Genomic DNA, 26,111 nt, shown 5'->3' with positions numbered 1-26,111 from the left:
TTTTGTAAATAAGTGCCAATTTCTGGCTTTTTTCGCGCTGCTTGTGCTAATTTAAAAAGGGTTATCATTGCTTGGAGTCATTGACATGAAGGTCTATCTATCGTCCACTTTGTTAGCAGTCTTTCTGCAAATTAGCAACCTAGCCACCGCGACGCTTGTAGCCGCTGAGCGCTCTGCTCAGAAAGCACAGCTATCCACTACCATCAATGCTATGACTGCATTACCCGCAAGCGCTAAGCCGATGACGGTAATGGCAGATGTCCATGGTGACTACCAAACCATGATAACTCTGCTACAAGCAGGCAAAATCATCGATGAAAAGCTCAACTGGATAGCTGGCGATCGCATTTTCGTCAGCTTAGGCGATCTGCTCGACCGCGGCCCTGACTCTAGGAAAATTCTCGACTTTTTTATGCAACTGGAAGTGCAAGCAGAAAAAGCTGGCGGGGCTTTTTATATGGTATTGGGTAATCATGAAGTCATGAATATTCGCGGTGATCTGCGCTACGTCTCGGATGCTGAATATGCCTCTTTTGCCGATATAGAGCTTGCCGAAAAACGCCAATCGGTTTATCAGGATTTTTTGGATTACTCATCGCTAAAAGACAATGCTGAGAGTAAAGCAAAGTTTACCAATCTTTACCCATTGGGTTATTTTGGTTTAGTCCAAGCCTATTCCCCGGATGGACACTATGGTCGTTGGCTATTGAGTAAGGACTTTATCTTGAGCCAACAAAACAAACTATTCGCTCATGGCGGCTTTTCACCAAAGCTATTAGCTACTGGCCTAAGCGAGCAACAGCTTAATCAACAATTTCGCGATGAGTTGACTCAATATGCAACGCTATGGAGAGAACTAACCGAAGCTGGGCTATTTAAGTATTATTTTAACAAACTCGATAGACACGATGTCGCCCAGTCGCTGATTGACGGCAAAATTAGAAGTCGAGCCCTCAATAAACGCTCGATTAGAAAAAAAGCTCGGGAGTTTATAACGCTATCTGACTCCCTTATTTTCGATAGTTTCGGGCCAACTTGGTATCGCGGTAATATGTATTGCCATGAATTTTCCGAGGAGTTAACCGTTGATCATGCTTTAAACTACTTCAATGCTAATCAAATTTTTCTAGGGCATACTCCCGATAAAAGCCGCCTAGTTCGTTCACGCTTTGATGGCAAGGTCATCATGCTTGATACTGGTATGCTGCAAAGTCATTACAAAGGCCACCCAAGCTTGGTTCAGATTGATACTGCCGGCTTAAAAGTGTTAAATCTGCATGATAGCGCTAACACTCAACCAACCCCAGATCCGGTTCGAAAACCACTCTATGCCAACGATCTTGGCGATGCTCAATTGGCGCCTTTCTACCAAAAAGCAAAAGTTGTAGAAGAGAAGACGCTCGGTGATTTTTATACTCGGCCCTTGCGCCTAACTTTCGAGCTTGACGGCAAGCAGCGACGCGCCATTTTTAAATACCTTGATACCGATCCAAAGCTCGAAGACAAACGCTGGAAACGAATAGGAAATTATGCTGATCGATTTGTCTACGATATTGCCGCCTACAAATTGGATCGTTTGCTCGGGCTCAATATGGTCCCTTTCACAATGGAGTACCGTTACAAGAATATGAAAGGGATTTTACAATACTGGATTGAAGATTCTGTTAGCAAAAGCGAATTGATTCAAGAAAAACGAAAACTGAGTGGTTTTTGTAGTCAAAAGTCGAGTCGCGATATTATGCAAATTTTTGATTGGCTCATTCATAACGAGGACAGAAATACGGGCAATGAACTGTATACAGAAAAGAACGCTCAACTATGGCTGATCGATCACACCCGCGCATTCAGAGTAAAAAATGCACTATTTCAAAATGAACGCTTCAAACCCCCAACCAAAATATCATTTTCTTTCCAAAAGGCCTTACAAGCTCTTAATCGGGAAGAGTTAAATAAAGCTCTCGGGGACTACTTACAAAGCCAACAGATTAATTCCATCTTAAAGCGCCGAGATAATATCATTGAATACTTTGATAAAGGTTAACGGCTAACCTTCGACATCGATCACTAACAGGGTGGTGGCAGTAAGACCGTCGTAGTCAGTAGCCATAATTTCTATTTTTAATTCTTGACGAAGCCCTTCTGGCGGGCGCACGCTCAGCGCCATAGTGGTATTGTTAAACTTACACCACTTGGGCAATGCATGACCATCGACGGCTTTAATTGAGTAACGCAGGGAGTCGCCAAGATCAGGATCTTCAAAGGTATTTTCTGGCAAAGTTAAGATGGTTTTCTGGCCAGAAATAACCGCCTGCGGTTGCAATGGATAAGCTAACGTAGGCGGTCGATTAGGTTCTGCATTTTGCTTGTCTTGTTTTTTCTTAACCTTAATTTGAAAAGCAACCCACAAGCTCATCAAAGATAAAACCACAGCGATACCAATTACCAACTTTATGTCCAAGGCAAAGAGGCCGACGGTCAAAGCAATAGTACCGCCATATAACAAATCGCCAAAACGATAGAAAAAGGAATCAATGGTATTTTTGCTCAGGTATTTTTCTTCGCGAGAAATATTAAGAAATAGTGCATGACGGCTGGTATTTTGGATCGAGTAATTGACACTATTTTCAGCGATCATGGCCCAAGTAACCACCAGCATCAGTGGGAAGATAAAAATTAGACTATAGTTAATTAAGGTAACCAAAGGTAATATTAAAATACTACCTCCAACCCCTATCCAACGAAACAAGCGTGGCACTATCAATAATTGTAAGGCAATTCCAAACAAGGTGAACCAAGCAATATAATCCGTGTAAAACTCGGTCATTAAGGCCTGCTCAGTGCCAAGGCCTTGCGCCACTTTTTCATCTACCGAAGCTACTACAAACTTGGCTAAAATATACTCGCCCATGGAGTTAACCCAGTTTACCAACACCACGAAAATGGCAATATACAGCAGGTATTTTTTTTTGAAAATTAATGAAAATCCGCGTTTCCAGTCACGCGACTGTTCGTCTTCATCGATATGTTTCACGGCACGAGAGTTAACAGGAATAGAGCGACAAGCACTCTTAAGTAAAAAAGAGACTATCAGTAATAATGATGCGGCGGCCAATAATAATCCGGCTATCCCCATAATTGGATAGAGCCAACCTGCCGATTTCGCTCCTACCCAAGCGCCAATTGAGCCGCCAAGTGCTATCACCGAAAAAAGGCGCTTACCGGATTTTACGTTGAAGCAATCGGCGCAAAAGGCCCAGTAAATAGCGACTAAAGTGACACTTAGTACTCCTAACCAAACGTAGAAAATTATGCTTATCGGAATTTCCAAGTGCAGTAACAGAACAAACACCAGCAAGTTAGTAATGAAAAAATAAATCACGCGATTAAGGAAAATTGACTTATCGTGATGTTTAGAAAATTTGTAATAATAACGGCTATAGAAAGGAACTATGAACAATAAAATAAGGGCTTGAGCAGCAGTTGTATAACTTTTTAATTCGGCGCTACCCTCCGACAAGATTAAGGGATCACGGATTACTTTTAACAAATAATACGCAAACATCAGGGTAAAAAAGCTAAAAAACATCAATAAAACGCTATGGCCTTCCCCCTGCTGGACCCATGTAAAGCGCGAAATTAGCCTTTCAGACCAATTGTAATAACGGTATTTAAGCGGCAATGCTAATGCCCATCTTCCATATCATGGCTTAAATTTCCTATTAACTAACTTGTATTAAATAGTATTACTAGCTTTTTAAATCCTGCTCCCTTCTAATATACACAAGTCTCATAGTTTTAAACCACAAAAATGTAACAATCTATAAGCAAAAACCCGCCAATCGGCGGGTTCGTTACATAAGATCACTCTGGCATTAAACTTCTTTGCGAGAATTAATAATCGAATCGATTAAACCATAGTCGACGGCTTCTTCGGCAGTCATAAAATTATCTCGATCCGTATCGCGTATCAAATCTTCAATCGGACGCTTACAATGTTTGGCCATAATTTGATTTAAACGACGCTTAAGATCGATGATTTCTTTAGCATGGATCTCAAAATCAGACGCTTGACCTTGGAAGCCACCCAAAGGCTGGTGGATCATCATGCGTGAATTAGGTAAACAATGACGCTTTCCTTCCGCCCCACCAGTTAACAAAAAGGCCCCCATACTCGCCGCTTGGCCGATACATACGGTGCTAACGTCCGGCTTAATAAATTGCATAGTGTCGTAAATCGCCATACCCGCCGTCACCACTCCGCCAGGAGAGTTAATATAAAGATAAATATCTTTTTCTGGGTTTTCCGACTCCAAAAATAGCATCTGCGCGACCACCGAATTGGCCATATAGTCTTCCACTGGACCCACCAAGAAAATCACTCGCTCTTTTAGAAGACGCGAGTAAATATCGTAGGAACGCTCGCCTCTTGAGGTCTGCTCGACCACCATTGGGATCAAGCCGCCGGCGTAGGGATCAGTAATAATAGATTCGTTATTGCTATTGTTGCTCATAATAGGACTTTTCGTATTCTTCATGTTTTATCCGGTTAAATACAAAAAAACGGGCCTTAAGCCCGCTTTTTTAAATTGATGAAGCAATGATTACTTTTTGTTCATTACATCGTCAAAGCTAACTGACTTTTCAGATACTTTAGCTTTTTCTAGCACCAAGTCAACCACTGTATCTTCTAATACCAGCGATTCAACTTCACGCAAGCGCTGAGCATCGCCATAGTACCAGTCGATTACTTCCTGTGGCTCTTCGTAAACTGCAGCCAACTCTTCGACCTGCGCACGAACTTTCTCTTCGTCAGCTTTTAATTCTTGTTGCTTGATAATTTCAGCAACCACTAAACCTAATTTAACGCGACGACTAGCTTGCTCTTCGAACAATTCAGCAGGTAAATCAGGAGTATCGCCGCCTTGTGGTGCGCGCATTTGCTGCAACATTTCTTGACGCATACGATCGATTTCTTGGTCGATCATAGCTTTAGGTACTTCAACTTCGTGGACTTCCACTAGCTTATCCATCACCTGACCTTTAACACCAGCCTTAAGTGCATTTTTAAGCTCGCGCTCCATATTAGATTTAACATCTTCTTTTAAAGCGTCAACATCATCAGCGGATAAAGCTTCGGCCAAATCTTTTAACGATGGTAATTCTTTTTCGTTCACTTTATGGACTTTAGTCGCAAATACCGCGTCTTTACCCTTTAGGTCTTCGGCGTGGTAATCTTCTGGGAAAGCCACCTTAACTTCGACTTCGTCACCCGCTTTAGCGCCCACAAGCTGCTCTTCAAAACCAGGGATCATGCTGTCTGAGCCAAGCTCTAATGGAAAATCAGAAGCTTCACCGCCAGCAAAGGCTTCGCCATCAATCGAGCCTTTAAAATCGATAACGATTTGATCACCGCTTTTCGACTTGCGGCTCACTTCTTTCCAAGTAGCTCGCTGGCCCTGCAAAGTTTCTAGCATCTTATCTAAATCAGCGTCTTCAACTTCCGCTTTGTTAGACTCTATTTCAACCTTTGAAAAATCGGCAACTTCCACTTCCGGATAAATTTCAAACTTGGCTGTGAATTTTAGGTTTTCACCATCTTTATTTTCAACCAATTCCAATTGAGGATATCCAGCAGGCATCAATTTTTCTTGCTGTACCGCTTCAAAATAATGACGCTGCATCACTTCGCCCAACACTTCTTGACGTACCGCTTGGCCATAACGCTTTTTAACCACGCTAAAAGGAACTTTACCCGGACGGAAACCGTTCATTTTTACGTTACGCGCCATATCTTGTAGGCGTTTTTGGACAGCACCATCGATATTCTCAGCAGGAACATCAATTGTTAAGACTCTTTCTAAACCTTGGCTGGTTTCAACTGAAACTTGCATCATTAATCTCCGTAAGATTAAGCTAAAATTGTTGTATCACGGCAAAAAAGACAAGGCACTCGTTGGCTAAACGCCATTGCCTTGTCGGATACTTTTGATGAAGGAGTTAAAAAAGAACCATTTACTCGAATTGACTTAAAAGTAAATGGTGCGAAAGGAGAGACTCGAACTCTCACGCCTCGCGGCACTGGAACCTAAATCCAGCGTGTCTACCAATTCCACCACTCTCGCATTGCATTTTACAATTGGGCTCGCGCCCGGACAGCCCTCATCGAACCGTATTTTCATCTTACTTTCGTAAATTGGTAGCCGAAAGTAAAAATATGGGGTGGATGATGGGATTTGAACCCACGACCACCGGAATCACAATCCAGGGCTCTACCAACTGAGCTACACCCACCATTAACTGTAACATCTGTAGTGTTTGCCGACCGTAAAATGGCACGCTCGGCAGGAGTCGAACCTGCGACCCACGGCTTAGAAGGCCGTTGCTCTATCCAGCTGAGCTACGAGCGCATTAGATCGAACCGTTACAAATGACAAAAATTGGTCGGCGATGAGGGATTTGAACCCCCGACATCCTGCACCCAAAGCAGGCGCGCTACCAGACTGCGCTAATCGCCGATTTCGCTCTATTCAGGCTAATTTTCCCTTAAAAAGGGCTAACCCGAACAAGGAGCGCAATAATACTGACTCCCATGAAAAGCGTCAACACTTTTTGCGCCATTTTTTACCGATATTCGGTAATTCGCCAGAAAAGCCGAATAAGGATTGAGCAAATCCTTAATAACTGAGAGAATATGCCACTTTCAAACGCTCATTTGAATTAATTTAGGTTAGAGAGTCTTTAATGTCCGCACAAATCCTTGATGGCAAAGCCATCTCTGAAAAAGTCAAAAATCAACTGGCCGAAAAGGTCAAAGCCCGCTTGGATAAAGGCCTGCGCGCGCCAGGCTTGGCGGTGGTATTAGTTGGCGGCGATCCCGCCTCGCAGATCTACGTCAATAAAAAGGTCGAAGCCTGTGAAAAAGTCGGCTTTATTTCGCAAAAATACGTGCTGGATGAAGATACCACTCAAGACTCGCTGTTGCGCCAAATTGACTCGCTTAATGATGACCCCGCGATTGACGGTATTTTGGTTCAGTTGCCCTTACCAGCGCACCTTGACTCAAATGTGATTTTAGAGCGGATCAAAGCCGATAAAGACGTTGATGGCTTCCATCCCTACAATATGGGTCGCCTAACCCAAAAGATGCCGACCATGCGCCCTTGCACTCCTTATGGCGTAATGGTGATGCTTAAAGAAACGGGCATCGATCTAGTGGGTAAAGATGCGGTGGTTGTTGGCGTATCCAATATTGTTGGCCGCCCAATGGGGATGGAACTATTGATGGAGCGCTGCACCGTGACTTTCTGCCACAGTAAAACCAAAGACTTAGCGCAAAAAGTCTCTGAAGCGGATATTGTGGTGGTTGGTGTAGGTATTCCAGAAATGGTCAAAGGCGACTGGATTAAGCCGGGCGCAATCGTAATTGACGTAGGAATTAACCGCCTTGAAACGGGCAAGTTAGCAGGTGATGTGGAATTTGACGTAGCCAAAGAGCGCGCATCATGGATCACCCCAGTTCCTGGCGGTGTCGGGCCAATGACCGTTGCCATGCTAATGAGTAACACCCTATTCGCTTGCGAGCATCTGCACAACTAAAAATTTCGTTGAAATAATTAATTGACAAATATCTTGGGGGGGGGGGGGTAGCGTGCCCCTGAACCTGAGTGTTCTTACTTATCAATTTAATAAACAAATGGAGTTTAATAATGAAATTTTACCATATAGCGCTTCTTATAGTTATCGGTCTTTTTGCCAATGCAAAAGTCATAGCAGGTTCAGGCAGTCTATCTTATTGTGAAGCAAAGACTTGTGAAACAGTATTGCACAATAAAAAACTCAATAAAGCTACTCTTATTGTCTGGACTGGAGAAAGCAATATAATTCACAGCTATACTTTTGAGCTTGATAAATCCGCAAAATTACAATCTAAAATAGCCAATCTCAATAGTAACAATAATGAGTACGCAACTCAATCGGACAGCGGAGCACCTCCAGCACCATGTCAATCAGGTTCTTGTTCTTTGCCTGTTTCACGCACTTATGAAACCACGACTGAGACAATAACAGTAACCACTACCTACATTTATCGCGATGGTGAATTGATAGACGTGATGACAAGCGAAAGTAGGAAACCAAAGCCTAACATTCCTGTCAAAGAAAAGTAAACTATAAGTACATCATAGCCTTGCTGGGTATTTAGAAGTGTCCAGCAAGGCTTATCAAAACCAACTCTCCAATTTTCTATCAGTTTATTCCAGAAAACTGTTCCAGCTCTTCAACTAGTCTTTTTATATTGTCGTATTGCCGAATCGCTTGCCAATCCTGCTCAAAGCTGTTGCGCTCATAACTGGCCTTAGGGGTTTTGGCAAACTTTTCCTGCGCTAATAAACGAAGCTTTGATAACACATTTCTATTAAGCAGAGACTGATAAAGCTCCAAAGAATAATAGAAAATATCATTGCGATGAGTTAGGCGGTCGAAAATATAAGCGGTCAGTTTCTCGTCGCTCAGTTTCAACTTATCCAACGCTGCCTCATAAGCCTGCCCCAATAACTCGACTGCTCCCAAACGGAAACCACCCGAGTCGTCCACTTTATCACAAGCGAGATCTATCCGTTCGCAGCAATAATCAATCAGCTTAATCACCTGTTCAGTATCGGCCTGCGAATTGGCTAACTTCAACAAATGAAAACTCAACTCTTCTATCGGTTCGAAAAAAGCTCGAACTTTGGCATATTCCCAAATATGCCGCCCACGAGTCGCTGCGGTAATGCGTTTTTTCACGGCTTTAGCATCAAATTCACCACTTAGCGCAATTTTTAACAACCAGCGATTACGCTCTGATCTATCTTTAACGATGTATTCCATCAAAGCTTCTGACAGAGTTTGTACCGATTGCGCTTGTAAAAATGCTTCGATTTGCAGCAGCTCATTTTGCGCTGGCGTTAGCTTAGCGCCTTGCTCTAGCTGTTCGGTTTGCATCTGTGCCAAACACAGGGCAACCGCCATACAATGCTTACAAAAATCAAAATTTTCAGAGGCAGGACAACTGCAAGAACCATTAAGCTGCTTAGCAGTGTGTTCAATTTTCATCCGATAATTGGCGCTTCCAGCAACCAAAGCCTGATATCCAAGCTTGTATTCGAGCAAATCCATCACTCGCCCTTCCTTAAAATACTGCTAGCCTCGGCGAAATGCAGGCTCTCCCGCCAAGCGGATCAGCAATTCGTCGCTAATTAAGCGCCCTTTTTTCATAGAGTGATATGACTTTAGTTTAATGCCAATGTACTCAAGTTATAACATAAACCCCTGACCTAGAGCAGCTTCAATGTCAAACATTCCGAGCAACAAGACACAGCAAAAAACCGCCAACGCGACTCACTTCATAATTTTACCATTCGGGACTTTACCTACTAAACCAGCCTGACTACTCTATCAGTGTTCAACTTAACAATAACCAAGGAAAATTTACTATGGTATTAGCAATACTTTCTATTATCGGCGGCTTACTCGCTGCTATCGGTTTAGTCACAAAGAAGTCTGATGATGCTGCACAAGCATTAAGCAAGCTAGCTCCCTATCAAGGCTGGATTGGTTTGGCGCTGTTGGTTTATGGCTTGTACTACCTTATCTTCCACATGATACCCAACTTAGGTACTATGCTAACCTCCATTAGCGGTATTTTGGGTATCGCAACCTTGGTACTGATGATCCTTGTAGGATTTATCTTATCTTACGGTTTGGTCGCAAAGTATGTCCTGCCTAAAAACGAAGAAGCGCAGAAAAAAGGCGCGGAAACCCTTGCAAAATTAATACCTATACAAGCACCTCTAGGGATTGCATTGGCCATTTGTGCAGTTTTAAGCTTGGTACTTTAAGCAGCATGATCTTTAAGCGGGACGATCTTTAAGCGTACAAGAAGTCTTTAAACATCAGGATTTTTGAAAATCAAAAACAAGCTCTAAAAAAAACCATAGCTCCTATCAGCTACGGTTTTTTGTTTAAATGCACTAGAAATTACTTTCTTCGCCAACTAGTGCCGCCGGCGCCATCTTCCAGTTCGATATTCAATTGATTTAATTTGTCACGGATTTCATCGGCCTTTGCCCAATCTTTATCGGCGCGGGCTTGTAGGCGCTGCTCAATTAACTCATCAATTTCTGTATCCGAAACATCGGACTCCCCTGCCCCTGATTTCAAAAAGTCTTCTGGATCTTGCTGCAATAAGCTTAAAACCCCAGCCAATTGTTTTAACTTGACGGCGATGGTGGCGGCTTTTGCCATATCGCTAGTTTTTAAGCGATTGACTTCCTTCGCCAGATCGAACAGCACCGGCAACACTTCCGGCACATTAAAATCATCATCCATCGACTCGATAAACTGCGCTTCGGCTTGCGCTAGAAGTTCTAATTCTTCGTCAGCTGCCTGCGCACTTTCTAGCACCGAAAAATCAACCCCTCGTAAAGCCGTATATAAACGCTCCAAGGAGGCATCGGCGGCTTGCAAATTCGCTTCGGTATAGCTTAGTTGGCTGCGGTAATGACCATTCATTAAGAAATAACGCACCGATTCAGGGCGATATTGCTGCAAGACATCACGAATGGTAAAAAAGTTACCCAAAGATTTCGACATCTTTTCAGCATCCACCTGCACCATGCCCGTGTGGATCCAAGTGCGTGCGAACTGACAACCATTGGCCGCTTCTGATTGAGCAATTTCGTTTTCGTGGTGCGGAAATTGTAGATCCGAGCCACCGCCATGAATATCGAAGGTTTCACCTAAATACTCTTTGGACATAGCCGAACATTCGATATGCCAACCCGGACGCCCCTTACCCCAAGGCGACTCCCAAGTGGGTTCATTCGGCTTTGCGGATTTCCACAGTGCAAAATCCATCGGATCTTTTTTATCGGTCACCACATTCACCCGCTCACCAGCGTTAAGCTGAGTCAGATCTTGTTTCGACAATTTGCCATAATCGGCAAATTTAGGCACATGATAATAAACATCACCTTGCTCGGTAACGTAGGCATAGCCTTTGTCAATTAGGGTTTGGGTGATTTCGATAATGCCATCCATGGTCGTAGTGGCACGCGGCTCTACGTCGGGGCGCATCAAACCAATGGCATCAAAGTCTTGGTACATTTCGGCAATAAAGCGCTCAGTCAGATCGCCAAAAGGCTCCTGATTAAGATTGGCGCGCTCGATAATCTTGTCGTCAATATCGGTAATGTTGCGCACATAAGTCACGTCATAGCCGCGAAAACGCAAATAGCGATTAATCACATCAAACGAGGAATAGGTTCGAGCATGCCCAATATGACACAGATCGTAAGTTGTCACCCCACAAACGTACATAGAAACCTTGCCGTCAACTAAAGGTTTAAAGGTTTCTTTTTGGCGCGTTAAATTATTGTAGATCTGTAACATGGGAACTCTCTTGCTCACTCCGAATCGTCTCTATTTTTAGATTTTCAATTTAAAAGGCAGTATCATATGCCGCAAAATCGTATTTGTCCCCCATTAATAGCCTAATGGGGATCAGCATTGTAGCCTTTGCATTAAGCCTAGGCTAGAACCCATAGGCAAGAAAAGCTAAACAAATAGGTTAAATTATGTCTGAAACTATGCAAAAAGTTACCCTTACTACCAATCATGGCAATATCGTTTTAGAGCTCAACGCTGAAAAAGCGCCGAAAACGGTCGAGAACTTTTTAAATTATGTGCGCAATGGTCATTATGACGGCACCATCTTCCATCGAGTGATCTCGAATTTTATGATTCAAGGTGGCAGCTTTACGCCCGATATGGAGCAAAAAGATACTCAATCGCCAATCGAAAATGAAGCTAATAATGGGCTATCAAATGTTAATGGTTCAATTGCCATGGCACGCACCATGGATCCACATTCAGCATCTTGCCAGTTCTTTATTAACACCAAAGACAATGATTTCCTCAACTTTTCCAGCGAAACTAGCCAAGGTTGGGGTTACTGCGTATTTGGTCAGGTAGTGGAAGGCATGGATGTAGTCGATAGCATTAAAGAAGTGGAAACGGGCTCATACAGCGTGCATCAAGATGTGCCTGTCGAGTCGGTCATGATTGAAAAGGCCATTATAAGCGAATAAACCAAATTAACGACTCCGCTTAACCGTAATGAGCGCCGCAAATAGGCGGCAAAAGATTGCGCAAAAAACGGAGTTTAGTCAACTAAATGAGTATTTTCAAGCAATCTTTTAACAAACTAGTTGCCAGCGCAATAGGTTAACCATGCAACACTTTATTTCCGATCTACATTTGTGCGAAGAGCGCCCCGATCTCACGGCGCTCTTTACTCACTATATGGCTGAAATTGCGCCGCTGTCTGATGAACTCTATGTTTTAGGCGATTTATTTGAAAGCTGGATTGGCGATGATGATGACTCACAATTTGTCGAATCCATTATTGCGCAATTTAAAACCTATTCAGATTCGGCGAAAAAACTCTATTTTCAGCATGGCAACCGTGATTTTTTATTAGGTGATGAATTTGCCAATAAAACTGGTGGCGAAATTCTTGATGAAATTCATCCGCTTTCTATAGGAGCTGGTATTGGCGGTCAAAGTGCTATATTGATGCACGGCGACTCCCTTTGCTGGGACGATAAAGAGTACCTGCAATTTCGGCAAATGGTGCGCTCTGAAGAATGGCAAAACCAATTACTATCACAACCGCTAGCAGTAAGACGCGCGATTGCTGCCGACTTACGCCAAAAAAGTAAAGAGGCGCAAGAAAATAAAGCCGAATCCATCACCGACGTGCATCCACAGGCAGTTGCAGAAGTTTTGCAAGATAATAATGCCACTATTCTGATTCACGGTCACACTCACCGCCCTGACTTTCACGACTTAGAAGTGAATGGCAAACACTGCCAGCGTATAGTGCTCAGCGACTGGGGCGAGCAAGGAAATTACTTAACTATCAAAGGAAATGAAATAGAGAGCCGTTATTTCAGTTAAGTTGTCATCTCAATAGAAAGCTGGGATTGGATTGCTAGATTATGACTTCCGTCATAATGAAGGTAACTTTTAAAGCAACCAACTCACATCGGAGTTAGCTTTAATGGTTCGAATACCTTCGCCATCTCTAAACACCAGACCGTCTTTGGTACCGCGTAAATAGAGCTTATCGCCATCCCGCTCTAGCGCTGTGCCTTCTTTAATTCCAACCACATATTTATCAGGATTTGCGCAAGTATATTCGTAAATCCGTTCGGCGCGCGTTTCGCCATTATGATTGGGTGGCTGATAGTCAGTGTAATGGGGATTAATTTGAAATGGCACCAAGCCTAGCGCGTTAAAACTTCGCGGTTGCACGATCGGCATATCATTAGTGGTGCAAATAGTTAGGCCACCCATATTGGAGCCCGCGCTCCAGCCAATGTAAGGCGTGCCACTATTAACTTTATGTCGAATAGCATCGACCAGTTCATTATCATAAAGCTGCTTTAGCAAATAAAACGTATTACCGCCACCAATCGCGATGGCTTTGGCCTCTGTTACCGCTTTAATCGGATCGGCAAATTGGTGAATGGAAGTAACGGTTTTATTAATCGCTTTAAGCGCGCTATTAACCTTTTGCTCATAAGCATCGAAGCCCATGGCAAAACCTGCATAAGGAATAAACAGCATATTGCTGATGGACGGTTGGAGAAAGCTATCCATCATTGGCAAGGCATGCTCAAGATAAGCGGTTTGGCCTTCGCGCGAGGCGCTAAGTAATAATAATTTTGGCATGATAATTCCTTAAAACTTTAAACTGGTACACCCGAATGAAAACGAAACAGCGGATCGGGTGACTCGATCAATTCTTGTTCTTTTGCTAAGAAAAACTGCACTCGCTCACTAATATCTTGATCCGAATAACGCTTGGCCAAATCCAAATAATCCATAAAGTGGCGTGATTCTGACTTTAATAGAAATTGGTAATATTTTGAGAGTTCCGGTTCACTTTCTGCAAAATAAGGCACTAAAGCATGAAAGCGCTCACAGGAGCGTGCTTCAATAATCGCGCCGATGATTAAGCCGTCGATTAATCGTTGCGGCTCATCTTTAGAAGCAAATGTATGCAAACCTGCAGCATAGCGAGAGGGTTTAATGGCTTTGTATTTAATCCCGCGTTTTTCAATAAATTCTAACACCTGCTCAAAATGCAAAACTTCTTCGCGAGTCAGTTGCGAGAGTTTTTTCAAAAGCTCTATTCGCTCAGGATAACGAAACATTTGCTTTACCGCAGTCGCGGCGGCTTTTTTTTCACAGTGCGCATGATCAATTAACACCGTCTCTAACTCGGTCGTGGCTTTTTCCAGCCAAACCACAGGAGTCTTACAAAGCAGAAAGTTGTGAATAGGCGTAATATCAGCCATACCAGTAAAGCGTTAGAAAAAGATGCGCCATTATAGCTTTTTGACCTGAGTTTTAAAACGCCTAATCCAGTCTTCATCCACCTGATCAGCCTGTTCAGATTGGTAGCGAATTTTAATATAGTATTTTATCGGTGTTGCAAATTTAGCGTGCAATTCAGGATGGTTTCCTTTTAATCGATCTAATATCGCCATAGGCCCATAATGACTAGGGATCTCAGTTCCGGACTTTACTAATTCCTGCTTCAGTCGTTCGTAATATTTTTCAATAACATCTCTGCGCGCAGACTTTCGCAGTAACCACAAACCAAATATCAGTCCGGACAAAATTAAGGTTGCAACCAAGCCATAACCCAAATAGCGCCATTGATCGGCCTTAATGCCTAGCTTAGACAACCAATCGTTTTGCTGATCTTGCCCGTAGCCCATTAAAGTATCATCCCAAAAACTTTTGATCGCATCCCAGCGCATTTGCAATTTAGCTAGGAAGCCTTGGGGTAAATCAAAACCAATCATTTTATCTTCAAACCAGCTATCACGACGATTAGCGCGACTGCGTAAATCTGCCTCTACTCGACTGGGATCAATTGCCGCGGTAGGATCAACCCGAAGCCAACCTTGATTCTCCACCCAGACTTCAGTCCATGCATGGGCATCGGATTGGCGAATCAAATAATAGTCGCCATAAGGATTGTATTCGCCGCCTTGATAACCCGTCACTACTCGCGTTGGAATACCGGCGGCGCGCATAATAAACACAAAGGCACCCGCGTAATGCTCGCAAAAGCCTTCTTGAGTGCCAAACCAAAAACCATCCACCACCTCTTCTTCTAATACTTCTGGCGTTAAAGTATAGTAGTATTGCCGCTGGTTAATATGATTTAAAACTCGATTGATAAAATCCTGAGTGCCATTAGCTTGCTGGAACAGGGTCTGTGCCCATTGTCGAGTTCTCAGGTTTCCGTCATCTGGTAGCTGCAAATTGATGCGTCTTTTAAACGATTCTAACTCTACACCTTGATAATCATACTTGACCGCTTGAGCGTTATAACTAAATTGATTGATGATTTTTTGCGGCCTGCGCCAAGTTAGATCATTAAATAGAAACGTTCCTTTTGGCGAACTAGCAAGCTGCTCAAGGCCAAACAGCCAGCGCGACTTATTCGGTTCCATCTGCACTTGATACTCATAACTCGGTTCAAACGGTGGTAGGCGATTAGTGCGGGTTGGAGCTCTTGGTCCTTCGCGCCAAGTAAATCCATCATAATCGGAAAATACCATAGCGCGCCAATACATATCGGTAGCACTCGGCGCTTGGCCTTTAAATTTCGCGCGAAAAGCGGGGTCGTCAAAAGTAGTCAAAGCACCAATATCGCCAGGACTCATACTGTCTGAAATACCTGTGCCCGCTTGACTAGAATCTGGCATCGCCCATAAAGGCCCTGGCAGTCTCGGAAACAATAGAAATAATACCAACATAATGGGCAGGGCTTGCAGTAAAGCGGTCCCAGAGATGCGCCCTAGGTTCCTAATGCCGCTTATGCCTTGCAGCGAATTTAACGCAACAATCGCTGATAAAATTGCCGCCATGGCAATTAACAGATACAAACCCATGGCAATGGACTGGTTAAATAAAAAGGCCATCACCATCACAAAAAATGAAATGAATAGTACCAGGGTCGCATCGCGATAAGATTTACTTTCCAGCAGCTTAAAACAATACATCAAGCAGATTAAACTGACCCCAGCATCACGGCCGCTGATGGTTTTGAAATAGGCATAAACACCAACGAAAGCCCCTATTACCAACGCTAAAATCAACCAGTTAGGGTAACGAAAATCAAATCGATAACTGAGATACTTCATGCCAAGCAAAGCAATCGATAGCAAAGTTACCCACAGTGGAATTTCAAACCACAAGGGCAATAAAACGATCAGCTGGACTAAAATCAGCAGAGGGATTATTCCAGCTCGAAATATATTTAGCTCTTTCGACTGCATTTAGCGATTAACCACTGTTTTTAAAATCACTTCCGTCCAGATCCTTTCTATTAAAATAATGCCAAAGCCTCTAAACATTGATGCAAATGCTTAGCGCCGCGAGACAACTCAAAGGTTTGCTTTGGTAGTTGTAAACCATAATCAATGCCTTTTTTATCCGCTTCAATCAGCTCATAACATAAATAAGACAAAGCCAGTTCTTTTTCATAATGCGCCACCGACTGCCAAGTAAATAATTGCTGCTCACCAACCTTATCTTCAAACTCTTTAGTCAATAGCCCACGTTCACGTGCATAGGCTTTCCACATTACTTGTTTAAGCGAATCACCGTGTTGATATTCTTTGATACTGTAAAAATCTTCGCTACCTTTTTGCGACTGACTCCCCTCTTCATCACCTTGAGCACCTTGAAATAAGGCTACTGGCGGCACTAATGGTTTGGGATAGAGCAAAATTTGATAGGGCGATTTAAACCAAGACCAAACTTGGAATATTCCAAATGGAAACACGCTGGAGCAGACCATTCGCGGCGGCTTGAACCAGCCTCTTTGCTTAGTTCTAAAGGTCATTTTATGAAGACTGCTGTCTTGGCTAGCGATATCCAGTAAAGCCAACTGCTGTTTGTTTTGACCAAGGCCAACACTGGCTCGGTATTGATCCGTTTGGTTGGTTAGGGATAAAACTAACTGTGCTTTTTGACCGACAAAGACGGGTTCAGGTTTTAAAGACTTTATTTTTAGGTGTCGTAGATTGCGGTAGGTATAAAACGTCGATAAAGCACCAATTGCCAACAAAATAAAACCGGCCATATAACCCATATTATTTTGATAGTTGGTCGCCGCAATTAAAATCAACAAGATAATCGCTAACAATAACCAGCCGTATCGCGTGGGCAAAATATAAATATTTTTTTGTCGCAATTCAATTTCGACTTGCGCTGGCAACCGTTTATCAATCCACTTAAAAAAGCGGTTTTTAATAGCAGTAAAAACACGCATGAATTAACTGGGAACGGCGACTTGCTCTAAAATGGTTTCAACCAACTGGTTAACTCCGCCAGAGGCTTTTTGCGAAAACTCCAATCGATGGGCAACTGTTGGAATAAAAATCTGCTGCACATCTTCTGGCAATACATAATCTCGCCCGTCTAAAAACGCCCAAGCTTTAGCCGCAGCTATAAGCGCCAAACCACCACGCGGCGATAGTCCATGAGCAAAATCAGGGCTTTGTCGGGTCGCATTGACCAAGCTCATAACGTAGGACAATAAGTGCTCGCTGACCGTAATTTGGTTAACCGCTGCTTGGATCTCTTGTAATTTCGAATGCTCCAATAACGGCTCTAAACTCACAAGGTTTGTCCGCCCCGACTGACCTTTTAGCAGCACCCGTTCAAAACTGGGATCGGGATAACCCAACTCTATTCGAAATAAAAACCGATCCAGCTGCGATTCTGGTAGCGGATAAGTACCAATTTGGTGGGAAGGATTTTGCGTTGCGATCACGAAAAAAGGCTCTGGCAAGGCAAAGGTCTCGCCCTCGACAGTGACTTGCTGCTCTTCCATCGCTTCCAGCAAGGCACTTTGCGCTTTGGGCGTGGCGCGGTTGATTTCATCGCCCAAGATCAGCTGACTAAACACAGGGCCTCGATGAAATTTAAACTGTCCGTCTTCTTTATCAAAAATATTAGTACCAATAATATCTGCGGGCAAAATATCGCTGGTGAATTGAATACGCTGAAACTCTAATCCAAACACCTTGGCGATAGCTTGGCCTAAGGTGGTTTTACCCATGCCAGGTAGATCTTCGATCAATAAATGCCCTTTCGCCAAAAGGCAGGCTACTGAGAGTTTAACTTGATGAGATTTTCCTAAAACGACTTTGTTTAGCTGGGTTAAAATCGGCGCAATGTGGCTGTTCATTGAATTCCTTATTGTTAGTAAAATACTCTTAGATGTAACAAAACTTTAACAGTAGACTAAAAGAGAATTTCGTTCAGTTATAATTCAGGCTCGCGGCGAGACAATATCCCACGAACATTAATAATATACATGAGGATACAATAATGTCATTAAAGAAAGTGTTTTTAGCGACCACCCTAGCTTTATCCAGCAGCCTAGTATTAGCCGATAACGTTAGTTACGACTATGTAGATCTTGGCTATCAAGATTATGACGGAGCCGATGGCTTTGCTTTTGAACTGTCAAAGTCGTTCAGCGCAGACTTCTATGGTCGTCTTGACTATACCAATTTAGAAGCTGATAACTCGAATATCGACATTGAGTTTCTACGCCTAAACTTAGGTTATAAAATGCCTATTTCCTCTTCGACTGACTTTATTGCCGAGTTAGGCTATGAAGATATTGATGTTGACTTTTTAGGCGATGACGATGGTTTCAATGCTCGTCTTGGTCTTCGCGGAATGGCTACCAGAAACTTTGAGCTTGGCGGTTTTGTATCCTACTCCGATGTGCTTGAATCAACGGATTTGACGGTTGAAGGTCGTTATCATATCAACAACCAATTCTCGGTTGCGCTAGAGGTGGGTAACGATGAAGAGCTGGACGAGCATTATGGTGTTAGTTTCCGCTATAACTTCTAACTGTTCCATTGCATATTAAGCCGCTTTATGCGGCTTTTTTAATGCAAATACTTGGCTGATTGCCAATTTATAGTATGATTCCTTCATCTAATCCATATTAACCGGTTTTCCAATGAAAAAATTTCTATTTGGCCTTGCCATTGCAGCCGTAGGTCTTAGCCTTAGCGCTAATGACAAGCTTAGTTATAACTACGTTCAGTTTGGCTTGATACACAGTGCTGGCGAGCTAACAAGTGACAAATCAGGCTACAATTTTGATATCAGCCTTGAATGGACAGACTCTATTTATTGGCGCACTCGCTACAACACCCAGTCAGCCGATGTTTGGGCTGCTGGTCAAAAAGCCGATGTGGACGCTTCCGAATTTGGCTTGTCTCTAGGCTACCATGGCGCCATGACCCGCTCTTCGGACTTTTTTGCTGAACTAGGTTACATCCGACAAGATGCCACTGATGTTATTCCTCAATCGACCTATGGCAATGATGAAGATGGCTTTATTGGCACGCTAGGTGTACGCACCCGCTGGGCTGCCGACTGGGAGTCATCCATTTATGCCAGCTATCGAGATATTGACATTTCAGATTACGTCGATGAGGCGCGCTATGAAGATGACGATACTAGCTACGGCATAGAAGTCCGCTACTCTCTGTCACCAAGCTGGTCATTAGGTTTGAGCATTGGCGAAGAAGCTACTGGCGATACTTCGCAACTGAATATTCGCTTTAGCTTCTAACCCTTAAAAACGCTGGCTCCCAGCGCTAATAAACGGGCTGTTTTGTTCTAAAAACAGTCTTTTGTATAAATTCCTGACACTTTTGCTACTCAGTTCACACAAATCCCCGATCAAATGCGATTTGCCGCACAGAAAAGCTCAGCAATGACTGTTAAATTTTCTGACAGTTAATTAAAAAACACCGTAATAAGGTAGCAAGCAAGGCAAAATCATGAAGTATTTATTAGGCATCCTAGCACTTTTAGTCAGCACCAAGTTTGTGCTTACCAATCCTGAAATAATGACTTTATTGAGTAATAACAAAGAGTTAGTTGTAGCTCTCGCCATTACTTTGGCTTCACGTCCTTTTTTAAAGCGTATTTTTGATTAATTTTTAGTTTGTCATTTGTCCTCCCGAAAGAATTTGGCGGTAACCCCGCCAATTTTTTTTGAAATTTACAGGGATGTAACAAAAAGCCCAGAACTCTGTTCTTAGAGTCCTGGGCTTTTTTTTAAGCTCAAATCTTGGCTCTAGGAATAATAAGCCATGCGAGACCGTTAGTGGTAAAAAGTCTGTTTTTGCGCTGCCATCTTAATCAATAGCTCGGCAGGGGCAAAACGCTCGCCTAACAACTGTTGATAGTGTTTTAAGCGCTCAACCACTTGCTCAATCCCCAGAGCATCCATATAGCGGAAAGGACCGCCATGAAATGGTGGGAAGCCGATGCCAAAAATAGCCCCAATATCACCATCACGAGCACTGCGGATAATGCCTTCGTCCAAGCAACGAGCGGCCTCGTTGACCATCAGTAAGATCCCCCGCTCCACAATCTCTTGGCTGGCAACTTGCTTGTTTGGTTCAACACCTAACACCCGATAGACACTGTCATCGACTTCTTTAGGCCCTTTTTTCTTAAGCCCTGACTTCGCCGCATCATAACGATAAAAGCCTTTGCCGTTTTTCTTGCCCAAACGGTTATCCTCTATCAACTTAGCAAATGCTTTAGGCGGCGCCATCCGTTCACCAAAGGCAGCTTCTAAAATTGGCGCGACTTTAGTGGCCACATCAATCCCCACTTCATCCAGCAAGGTAATAGGTCCCACAGGGAAGCCGGCTTTAACCAAAGCTTTGTCAATACTTTCAATCGCAACACCTTCGGTTAGCAACATCCCTGCCTCGTTGACGTAAGGCGCTAAAATCCGATTGACATAAAAACCAGCGCCATCATTGACCACTATCGGCGTTTTGCCTTGCTGCTTGCCCAGCTCGACACAGCTGGCCACTACCCAATCCTGTGTTTGCGGTGTAGTGATAATCTCCAACAATGGCATCTTCTCGACAGGCGAGAAATAATGTAGCCCCACCACTTGCTCAGGACGCTTGGCACCTTTGGCAATCTCTGCGATGGGAATAGACGAGGTATTGGTCGCAAAAATGGTGCTTTCAGCACAATGCTGCTCCACCTCTTGAACCATTTGGTGTTTTAATTCCAACTTTTCAAATACTGCTTCCACCACCATGTCACAATCTTCAAAACCTGAATAATTCACCGCTCCGGTTAAGCGAGACATGGCTTTTTTGGCCTGCGCGTCGCTAATAAACCGGCGTTTAAGTTTTTTCGAAATAAGTTTCCAAGAGTAATTCAGCGCCTTGTTGATCCCTTCGCTATTAATATCCTTGATGCGCACCATTTTCTCGGCTTTATCTGCGGTGACATAAGCAATACCAGAGCCCATCAGGCCGCCACCTAAGACTCCAACTTTGGTTAATTCCACAGCTTGTGCATCAGAGTCGATGCCAGTATCTTTTTTCAGCTCGGTAGTCGCAAAGAAAATGCTGATCAGCGATTTAGCTTCGGGCGACATCACCAGTTCAGCAAAGTTTTTTGCCTCAATCGCATAGCCCGCCTCAAGCCCCTGATTAACACCTTTTTCGACACACTCAAGAATCTTCTCTGGTGCTGGATAATTGCCCTTAGTTTTCTTCAGCAGCTGTTTTTTTGCTTGATCAAACAACAGATTGCGACCCAAAGGATTTTTCTCAAGCGCTAGCTTTTGTAAGCCTTTTAGCGACAACCAAGACTGCTTCTTTTTCACACCTTTGCGTAAATCCATAACCCTTTTACGCGCCGCCTTCATCAGGTTAGCACTCGGCACTACCTCGTCCACCAAGCCTAATTTCAGTGCCTGTTTTGGAAATAGCTGCTTGCCCGTTAACATCATATCTAAAGATGCCGCTATGCCAACTAGGCGCGGTAAACGCTGAGTGCCGCCGCCGCCAGGCAACAAACCCAACTGGACTTCAGGCAAACCTAATTTTGTAGACTTTGAGTCAGAAGCTACCCGCCCATGACAAGCCAATGCAAACTCCAAGCCGCCGCCTAAACAAGCGCCATCAATTGCCGCCACTACCGGAACTTTTAAATCCTCGAGTTTCTTGAAAATTGCATGGCCGTTACGGCTAATTTGTTCAGCTTCTTGCAAGCTGTTAGCCGCATCCAGCATATTTATGTCAGCACCAGCAATAAAACTTTTAGACTTGTTGCTGATAAAAATCACGCCCTTTATCGCACTATCGCTAGCAATTTTTTCGATCATTGCTTCGGCTTCATCAATAAAAGCTTGCTTTAAAACATTCTGCGCTTCATCTTTCAAGCCAAAGCTAATAACCGCAATATCATCATCGTGTAGCTGGTATTCAAAGATATTAGTGTCAGCCATTAGTCCACCTCCACAATCATGGCGGCGCCAAGCCCGCCAGCAGCACAAGCGGTGGTCAAGCCTACTCCGCCACCGCGGCGTTTTAATTCGTTTAAGGTTTGCGTGATCATACGCGCGCCAGTTGCCGCAAACGGATGGCCAAAAGCAATAGAGCCACCGTTAACGTTAAATTTATCCATATCAATTTCACCAATTTTGGTTCTCTGCCCAAGCTTTTCTTTGGCAAACTGAGTCGAGCCGAAAGCCTGAACATTGGATAACGCCTGCGCTGCAAACGCTTCATGCATATCAATCAAATCCAAATCTTTAAGCTGCATCTTGGCTTTTTTTAAGGCCTTAGGTGTCGCGTAAGAAGGCCCCATCAGCATATCGTGATCCGCTTCAATCGCGGCAAAAGCATAGCTTTTGATATAGCCCAATGGCTCATAGCCCAAAGCTTTAGCCTTAGACTCGCTCATCAAAATCACCGCTGCAGCACCATCACTCAAGGGCGTTGAATTAGCCGCAGTTAAAGTACCGTACTTACGATCAAAGGCCGGTCTTAGTTTGGCGTAGCCTTCTAAGGTCGAATTAAAACGCACAATATTATCGCGACTCAAAGCTTCTTTAGTGTAAGGCGGAACGTGCGCGGTCATCACCTCATCATCCAAGCGCCCTGCTTCCCAAGCTTGCGCTGCCAGAGTATGCGAGCGATGCGCCAATGCATCTTGCTCTTCGCGCGTAATACCGCGATCACGGGCCATTTGCTCGGCATTTTGCCCCATCGTCAACCCAGTTGAATATTCTTTAATCGCCGGCGGAACTGGCATCAAATCTTTTGGCCGAAGATTTTTCAAAATCGCCATTTTCTGACCGAAGGTTTTAGCTTTTTGTAGATCCACCAAAGATAGAGAGAGTTTTTTACTCACTCCAATCGGTACCACCGAAGACGAATCGGCACCACCAGCAATACCCACCGCCACATCACCGACCATAATCGACTGGGCTAAACTGGCAATTGACTGGAAACTAGTAGCGCAAGCACGCGAGACTGAATAAGCATCGGTATGCACGTCCATTGGCGTACCCAGTACGATTTCACGGGCAATGTTTGGTGCTTCCGGCAATATCACTACCTGCCCAAACACCACTTGCTCAATCAATTTGGGATCAAGCTCGGTTTTAATCATTAATTCATTAACCACCATCTTACCCAGCTCAATGGCATTAATACCGCGATAAAAGCTGGCTTGTTTCGCAAACGGGGTTCTCAGACCAGAAACAATCGCCACTCGATCTTGCTTGGGGCGACGCACACTGGCTTTCTTAGCGGGAGCTTTTTTGCTTTCGCTTTGGTTGCTTTCACTATCTTTAGGCTGGGCTTCAGCGCTCATAGAGGGACTCCAAATTTATCTTATTCAACTGATTGTACCTGATGATTCTCAAATTTCAAACAATCGTTTAAATTATACAAGTAACAAGCCCTATTAGTGACTCGCTGACTCAAGTTAAGACTCATGCTTTAGCCAAAGATTGCTTCTAGAAACAATTAGTTGCAATTTTTTGCCGATTTCTGATACAAATGACCCTTTAACTTCTATAGATTAGCCTCTATAGAATAGCTTTAGTAACATTTAAAAGCTCAATCACAACTTTAAATAACCTCAGAAGCCCAGCAATGACTCTAAAACAAGAATTTAACCAACTCGAACAACATTTAAGCTCGCGTATTATAGGCCAGCAAGATTTAGTGCATAAAACTTTGATCGCGCTATTAGCTGATGGTCATTTGCTGGTCGAAGGCGCGCCTGGACTTGCCAAAACTCGCGCGATTAAAGAGTTGTCTTTAGTGGTTGAAGGTGATTTTCAACGAATACAGTTCACCCCTGATTTGCTGCCTGCGGATTTAACCGGTACTGAAATTTATCGCCCGCAAGACGCTTCTTTTAGCTTCCAAAAAGGTCCTTTATTTCATAATTTGATTTTGGCTGATGAAATAAACCGAGCGCCGGCTAAAGTGCAATCAGCACTACTAGAGTCCATGGCCGAGCGACAAATTTCCGTTGGCAATAACAGTTTTGAGCTACCGCCATTATTTTTAGTGATGGCGACGCAGAATCCGATTGAACAAGAAGGCACTTACCCGCTACCAGAAGCACAACTGGATCGCTTTTTAATGCACGTCGAAGTCGGTTATCCCGACTCAGGAGCCGAAGCACAAATTCTTGCGCTCAACCGCAAAGAAGCGCTTAAGCAAGAATTAGCAACGCCAGAAGAGTTATCACAGGAAAAGTTATTTGCTGCTAGGCAAGAAGTAATGTCGATTTATATGGCGCCAGAAGTAGAAGAGTATTTGATTCAACTGGTGTTAGCCACTCGCGAGCCGCAAAAATACGATCAAGCCCTTGCCAACTATATCGAGTTTGGTGCCAGCCCACGGGCAACCATCGCCTTAGATCGTTGTGCACGAGCCAATGCTTGGCTAAGCGAACGCGACTATGTTACGCCTGGCGACGTACAGACAGTGTTGTTCGATACTCTACGCCACCGAATTTTATTGAGCTATCAGGCGGAAGCCGAAGGTGTGACGACCAATCAGATCATCGAGAAGTTGATTCAATTGGTTCCAGCACCTTAAATTTGCCTAAACCATTATCCTAGCTATGAACGCTCAAGCCGCCGAAACCATTGAACTTAGTTTAGAGCAATTGATCGCATGTCAATATTGGGCAAATGATAAAATTCCATTGCCCAATAAAAAGACCAAAGCGCATTTAGTGGGTGGTCATTTGTCACCATTTAAAGGCCGCGGTATGGAGTTTTCTGAAGTCAGGCAATACCAGCCTGGGGATGACATTCGTACTATTGATTGGCGGGTCACCGCGCGCACTGGCGAAGTGCATACCAAAATTTTTCAAGAAGAGCGCGAAAGACCTGTTTTTATCGTTTTAGATCTACAAGACTCAATGTTTTTTGGCAGCCGCAACCGCTTTAAATCTACTTTGGCCTGTTTGCAAGCGGCGCGCGCTTTTTGGACGGCCTTTGACAGCGGTAATCGAGTTGGCGCCTTGTTAACTACCAGCAGTCAACATATCGAATTAAAACCCTCGAATCGACGGAAAGATGGTTTGCGTTTATTACAAAAAATCTTAGAGTTGCACAATCAAAAACTCGATCAACTGTATCAAGCTAAACCACTCACAAAAAATCCTAAGACGGCTCAAAGCAGTGGCTACCGCATTAATCAAAGTGCCTTGCTCGACTCGCTGGTAAGACTGCGTCACCTTACCAAAGGTGGCTGTCTGATATACCTATTTAGCGACTTTATGGACTTTACTCAAGAATGCGATAAACACCTTTCTTATCTGTCACAAAATAACGATATTTATGCCATTATGCTGCATGATCCGCTGGAAAAAGATATTCCTATTGCAGGGCATTATCAGGTAACGGATGGTATTGACTCGATTGGATTTAACGCCAGCAGTAATAAGCGGTTACAGCAATACCGAGCAGCTTTTGAACAGCGTTTAACTAGGCTGCAACAAAAGTTTGTCGCTAATCGCTGTTATTTCACCGATCTTAGCACTGCCGATTCCATTAGTCGTTTACATTTAAATCCTCTGCAAATGGAGCAAAACAACAACGCTCTCGGAGCAAGAGTTAAAACCAATCAAGCGATCGCGAGTTAAGGTTA

23 protein-coding genes and 4 tRNA genes are annotated in these 26,111 nt (G+C 43.7%); 11 read left to right on the top strand and 16 right to left on the bottom strand.

Features of this window, described 5'->3' with window-relative positions; all coding sequences use genetic code 11:
* Positions 1–85: 85 nt before the first annotated feature.
* Entirely contained in the window at positions 86–2,041 is a 1,956-nt protein-coding gene (locus tag NFS34_RS07245; protein ID WP_251359268.1) for a metallophosphoesterase, read from the top strand.
* Between the two features lie 3 nt (positions 2,042–2,044).
* On the opposite strand, the gene NFS34_RS07240 is transcribed toward NFS34_RS07245, so the two are convergent.
* The 7 genes from NFS34_RS07240 to NFS34_RS07210 form a co-directional block, all read right to left on the bottom strand.
* Positions 2,045–3,517, bottom strand: coding sequence for an ATP translocase (locus NFS34_RS07240; protein WP_251359267.1), 1,473 nt, complete (start codon positions 3,515–3,517; stop codon positions 2,045–2,047).
* Between the two features lie 355 nt (positions 3,518–3,872).
* Positions 3,873–4,511 (bottom strand): ATP-dependent Clp endopeptidase proteolytic subunit ClpP, encoded by a 639-nt coding sequence (gene clpP / locus NFS34_RS07235; protein ID WP_251360301.1) that lies wholly within the window; start codon positions 4,509–4,511, stop codon positions 3,873–3,875.
* Between the two features lie 90 nt (positions 4,512–4,601).
* Positions 4,602–5,891, bottom strand: a complete 1,290-nt coding sequence (tig, locus tag NFS34_RS07230) for a trigger factor (protein ID WP_251359266.1) — start codon at positions 5,889–5,891, stop codon at positions 4,602–4,604.
* A 146-nt stretch (positions 5,892–6,037) separates the two neighbouring features.
* Positions 6,038–6,122 (bottom strand) — tRNA-Leu (locus tag NFS34_RS07225).
* 93 nt (positions 6,123–6,215) lie between these two features.
* Positions 6,216–6,291: transfer RNA gene (locus NFS34_RS07220), tRNA-His, on the bottom strand.
* Between the two features lie 39 nt (positions 6,292–6,330).
* A tRNA-Arg gene (locus tag NFS34_RS07215) sits at positions 6,331–6,407 on the bottom strand.
* Between the two features lie 31 nt (positions 6,408–6,438).
* Positions 6,439–6,515 (bottom strand) — tRNA-Pro (locus NFS34_RS07210).
* Positions 6,516–6,741: 226 nt separating this feature from the next.
* Between NFS34_RS07210 and folD the strand changes: the two genes are divergently transcribed.
* Positions 6,742–7,596, top strand: coding sequence for a bifunctional methylenetetrahydrofolate dehydrogenase/methenyltetrahydrofolate cyclohydrolase FolD (folD, locus tag NFS34_RS07205; RefSeq protein WP_251359265.1), 855 nt, complete (start codon positions 6,742–6,744; stop codon positions 7,594–7,596).
* Between the two features lie 110 nt (positions 7,597–7,706).
* Positions 7,707–8,165: a hypothetical protein gene (locus tag NFS34_RS07200; protein ID WP_251359264.1), complete on the top strand. Its 459-nt coding sequence runs from the start codon at positions 7,707–7,709 to the stop codon at positions 8,163–8,165.
* 79 nt (positions 8,166–8,244) lie between these two features.
* On the opposite strand, the gene NFS34_RS07195 is transcribed toward NFS34_RS07200, so the two are convergent.
* Positions 8,245–9,156 (bottom strand): SWIM zinc finger domain-containing protein, encoded by a 912-nt coding sequence (locus NFS34_RS07195; RefSeq protein WP_251359263.1) that lies wholly within the window; start codon positions 9,154–9,156, stop codon positions 8,245–8,247.
* Positions 9,157–9,473: 317 nt separating this feature from the next.
* Here NFS34_RS07195 and NFS34_RS07190 point away from each other — a divergent pair, with 317 nt between their 5' ends.
* On the top strand, positions 9,474–9,878 hold the full coding sequence (locus tag NFS34_RS07190) for a hypothetical protein (RefSeq protein WP_251359262.1): 405 nt from the start codon (positions 9,474–9,476) through the stop codon (positions 9,876–9,878).
* A gap of 139 nt (positions 9,879–10,017) precedes the next feature.
* Here NFS34_RS07190 and cysS read toward each other — a convergent pair whose 3' ends face one another.
* Positions 10,018–11,430 (bottom strand): cysteine--tRNA ligase, encoded by a 1,413-nt coding sequence (gene cysS, locus NFS34_RS07185; protein ID WP_251359261.1) that lies wholly within the window; start codon positions 11,428–11,430, stop codon positions 10,018–10,020.
* Positions 11,431–11,615: 185 nt separating this feature from the next.
* Here cysS and NFS34_RS07180 point away from each other — a divergent pair, with 185 nt between their 5' ends.
* A complete protein-coding gene (locus NFS34_RS07180; RefSeq protein WP_376707936.1) occupies positions 11,616–12,128 on the top strand; it encodes a peptidylprolyl isomerase in 513 nt (170 codons plus the stop codon).
* Between the two features lie 142 nt (positions 12,129–12,270).
* On the top strand, positions 12,271–12,999 hold the full coding sequence (locus NFS34_RS07175) for a UDP-2,3-diacylglucosamine diphosphatase (RefSeq protein ID WP_251359260.1): 729 nt from the start codon (positions 12,271–12,273) through the stop codon (positions 12,997–12,999).
* A 69-nt stretch (positions 13,000–13,068) separates the two neighbouring features.
* Here NFS34_RS07175 and pepE read toward each other — a convergent pair whose 3' ends face one another.
* The 5 genes from pepE to NFS34_RS07150 are packed head-to-tail and all read right to left on the bottom strand — an operon-like array spanning position 13,069 to position 18,322.
* Positions 13,069–13,776 carry a dipeptidase PepE gene (gene pepE / locus NFS34_RS07170; RefSeq protein ID WP_251359259.1) on the bottom strand — a complete coding sequence of 236 codons (708 nt, stop codon included), beginning with the start codon at positions 13,774–13,776 and terminating at the stop codon, positions 13,069–13,071.
* A 17-nt stretch (positions 13,777–13,793) separates the two neighbouring features.
* Positions 13,794–14,405 (bottom strand): tRNA-(ms[2]io[6]A)-hydroxylase, encoded by a 612-nt coding sequence (locus NFS34_RS07165; protein WP_251359258.1) that lies wholly within the window; start codon positions 14,403–14,405, stop codon positions 13,794–13,796.
* A gap of 30 nt (positions 14,406–14,435) precedes the next feature.
* Positions 14,436–16,403, bottom strand: a complete 1,968-nt coding sequence (locus tag NFS34_RS07160) for a DUF3488 and transglutaminase-like domain-containing protein (RefSeq protein ID WP_251359257.1) — start codon at positions 16,401–16,403, stop codon at positions 14,436–14,438.
* A gap of 50 nt (positions 16,404–16,453) precedes the next feature.
* Complete coding sequence (locus NFS34_RS07155; RefSeq protein ID WP_251359256.1) at positions 16,454–17,401, bottom strand: DUF58 domain-containing protein; 948 nt, start codon at positions 17,399–17,401, stop codon at positions 16,454–16,456.
* A 3-nt stretch (positions 17,402–17,404) separates the two neighbouring features.
* A complete protein-coding gene (locus NFS34_RS07150; RefSeq protein ID WP_251359255.1) occupies positions 17,405–18,322 on the bottom strand; it encodes a MoxR family ATPase in 918 nt (305 codons plus the stop codon).
* A 143-nt stretch (positions 18,323–18,465) separates the two neighbouring features.
* Between NFS34_RS07150 and NFS34_RS07145 the strand changes: the two genes are divergently transcribed.
* From NFS34_RS07145 to NFS34_RS07135, 3 genes are all read left to right on the top strand, one after another.
* Positions 18,466–19,002, top strand: coding sequence for a hypothetical protein (locus NFS34_RS07145; RefSeq protein ID WP_251359254.1), 537 nt, complete (start codon positions 18,466–18,468; stop codon positions 19,000–19,002).
* Positions 19,003–19,114: 112 nt separating this feature from the next.
* Positions 19,115–19,735 carry a hypothetical protein gene (locus tag NFS34_RS07140; RefSeq protein WP_251359253.1) on the top strand — a complete coding sequence of 207 codons (621 nt, stop codon included), beginning with the start codon at positions 19,115–19,117 and terminating at the stop codon, positions 19,733–19,735.
* Positions 19,736–19,946: 211 nt separating this feature from the next.
* The gene (locus tag NFS34_RS07135) at positions 19,947–20,105 is read left to right on the top strand and encodes a hypothetical protein (protein ID WP_251359252.1); all 159 of its coding nucleotides are present in this window, start codon (positions 19,947–19,949) and stop codon (positions 20,103–20,105) included.
* A gap of 167 nt (positions 20,106–20,272) precedes the next feature.
* Here NFS34_RS07135 and fadJ read toward each other — a convergent pair whose 3' ends face one another.
* Together fadJ and fadI are read right to left on the bottom strand one after the other, a co-directional pair.
* Positions 20,273–22,435 (bottom strand): fatty acid oxidation complex subunit alpha FadJ, encoded by a 2,163-nt coding sequence (gene fadJ, locus NFS34_RS07130; RefSeq protein ID WP_251359251.1) that lies wholly within the window; start codon positions 22,433–22,435, stop codon positions 20,273–20,275.
* Positions 22,435–23,808, bottom strand: coding sequence for an acetyl-CoA C-acyltransferase FadI (fadI, locus tag NFS34_RS07125; RefSeq protein WP_251359250.1), 1,374 nt, complete (start codon positions 23,806–23,808; stop codon positions 22,435–22,437). Before fadI ends, fadJ begins: the two co-directional genes overlap by 1 nt.
* 284 nt (positions 23,809–24,092) lie before the next feature.
* Here fadI and NFS34_RS07120 point away from each other — a divergent pair, with 284 nt between their 5' ends.
* Positions 24,093–25,052, top strand: coding sequence for a MoxR family ATPase (locus tag NFS34_RS07120; protein WP_251359249.1), 960 nt, complete (start codon positions 24,093–24,095; stop codon positions 25,050–25,052).
* A gap of 25 nt (positions 25,053–25,077) precedes the next feature.
* Positions 25,078–26,106 (top strand): DUF58 domain-containing protein, encoded by a 1,029-nt coding sequence (locus NFS34_RS07115; protein WP_251359248.1) that lies wholly within the window; start codon positions 25,078–25,080, stop codon positions 26,104–26,106.
* Positions 26,107–26,111 lie beyond the last annotated feature (5 nt).

Origin of the sequence: Kangiella sp. TOML190, assembly GCF_023706045.1 — a bacterium.
Classification (GTDB): Bacteria; Pseudomonadota; Gammaproteobacteria; order Enterobacterales; family Kangiellaceae; genus Kangiella.
Note: the sequence above shows the minus strand (reverse complement) of the source record. Positions and strands in the feature narration are given on the sequence as shown.

Coding starts and splice junctions, on each gene's coding strand:
- NFS34_RS07245 (WP_251359268.1), top strand. CDS start 86: ATGAAGGTCTATCTATCGTCCACTTTGTTAGCAGTCTTTCTGCAAATT.
- clpP (WP_251360301.1), bottom strand. CDS start 4,511: ATGAGCAACAATAGCAATAACGAATCTATTATTACTGATCCCTACGCC.
- tig (WP_251359266.1), bottom strand. CDS start 5,891: ATGCAAGTTTCAGTTGAAACCAGCCAAGGTTTAGAAAGAGTCTTAACA.
- folD (WP_251359265.1), top strand. CDS start 6,742: ATGTCCGCACAAATCCTTGATGGCAAAGCCATCTCTGAAAAAGTCAAA.
- NFS34_RS07200 (WP_251359264.1), top strand. CDS start 7,707: ATGAAATTTTACCATATAGCGCTTCTTATAGTTATCGGTCTTTTTGCC.
- NFS34_RS07195 (WP_251359263.1), bottom strand. CDS start 9,156: ATGGATTTGCTCGAATACAAGCTTGGATATCAGGCTTTGGTTGCTGGA.
- NFS34_RS07190 (WP_251359262.1), top strand. CDS start 9,474: ATGGTATTAGCAATACTTTCTATTATCGGCGGCTTACTCGCTGCTATC.
- cysS (WP_251359261.1), bottom strand. CDS start 11,430: ATGTTACAGATCTACAATAATTTAACGCGCCAAAAAGAAACCTTTAAA.
- NFS34_RS07180 (WP_376707936.1), top strand. CDS start 11,616: ATGTCTGAAACTATGCAAAAAGTTACCCTTACTACCAATCATGGCAAT.
- NFS34_RS07175 (WP_251359260.1), top strand. CDS start 12,271: ATGCAACACTTTATTTCCGATCTACATTTGTGCGAAGAGCGCCCCGAT.
- pepE (WP_251359259.1), bottom strand. CDS start 13,776: ATGCCAAAATTATTATTACTTAGCGCCTCGCGCGAAGGCCAAACCGCT.
- NFS34_RS07165 (WP_251359258.1), bottom strand. CDS start 14,405: ATGGCTGATATTACGCCTATTCACAACTTTCTGCTTTGTAAGACTCCT.
- NFS34_RS07160 (WP_251359257.1), bottom strand. CDS start 16,403: ATGCAGTCGAAAGAGCTAAATATATTTCGAGCTGGAATAATCCCTCTG.
- NFS34_RS07155 (WP_251359256.1), bottom strand. CDS start 17,401: ATGCGTGTTTTTACTGCTATTAAAAACCGCTTTTTTAAGTGGATTGAT.
- NFS34_RS07150 (WP_251359255.1), bottom strand. CDS start 18,322: ATGAACAGCCACATTGCGCCGATTTTAACCCAGCTAAACAAAGTCGTT.
- NFS34_RS07145 (WP_251359254.1), top strand. CDS start 18,466: ATGTCATTAAAGAAAGTGTTTTTAGCGACCACCCTAGCTTTATCCAGC.
- NFS34_RS07140 (WP_251359253.1), top strand. CDS start 19,115: ATGAAAAAATTTCTATTTGGCCTTGCCATTGCAGCCGTAGGTCTTAGC.
- NFS34_RS07135 (WP_251359252.1), top strand. CDS start 19,947: ATGAAGTATTTATTAGGCATCCTAGCACTTTTAGTCAGCACCAAGTTT.
- fadJ (WP_251359251.1), bottom strand. CDS start 22,435: ATGGCTGACACTAATATCTTTGAATACCAGCTACACGATGATGATATT.
- fadI (WP_251359250.1), bottom strand. CDS start 23,808: ATGAGCGCTGAAGCCCAGCCTAAAGATAGTGAAAGCAACCAAAGCGAA.
- NFS34_RS07120 (WP_251359249.1), top strand. CDS start 24,093: ATGACTCTAAAACAAGAATTTAACCAACTCGAACAACATTTAAGCTCG.
- NFS34_RS07115 (WP_251359248.1), top strand. CDS start 25,078: ATGAACGCTCAAGCCGCCGAAACCATTGAACTTAGTTTAGAGCAATTG.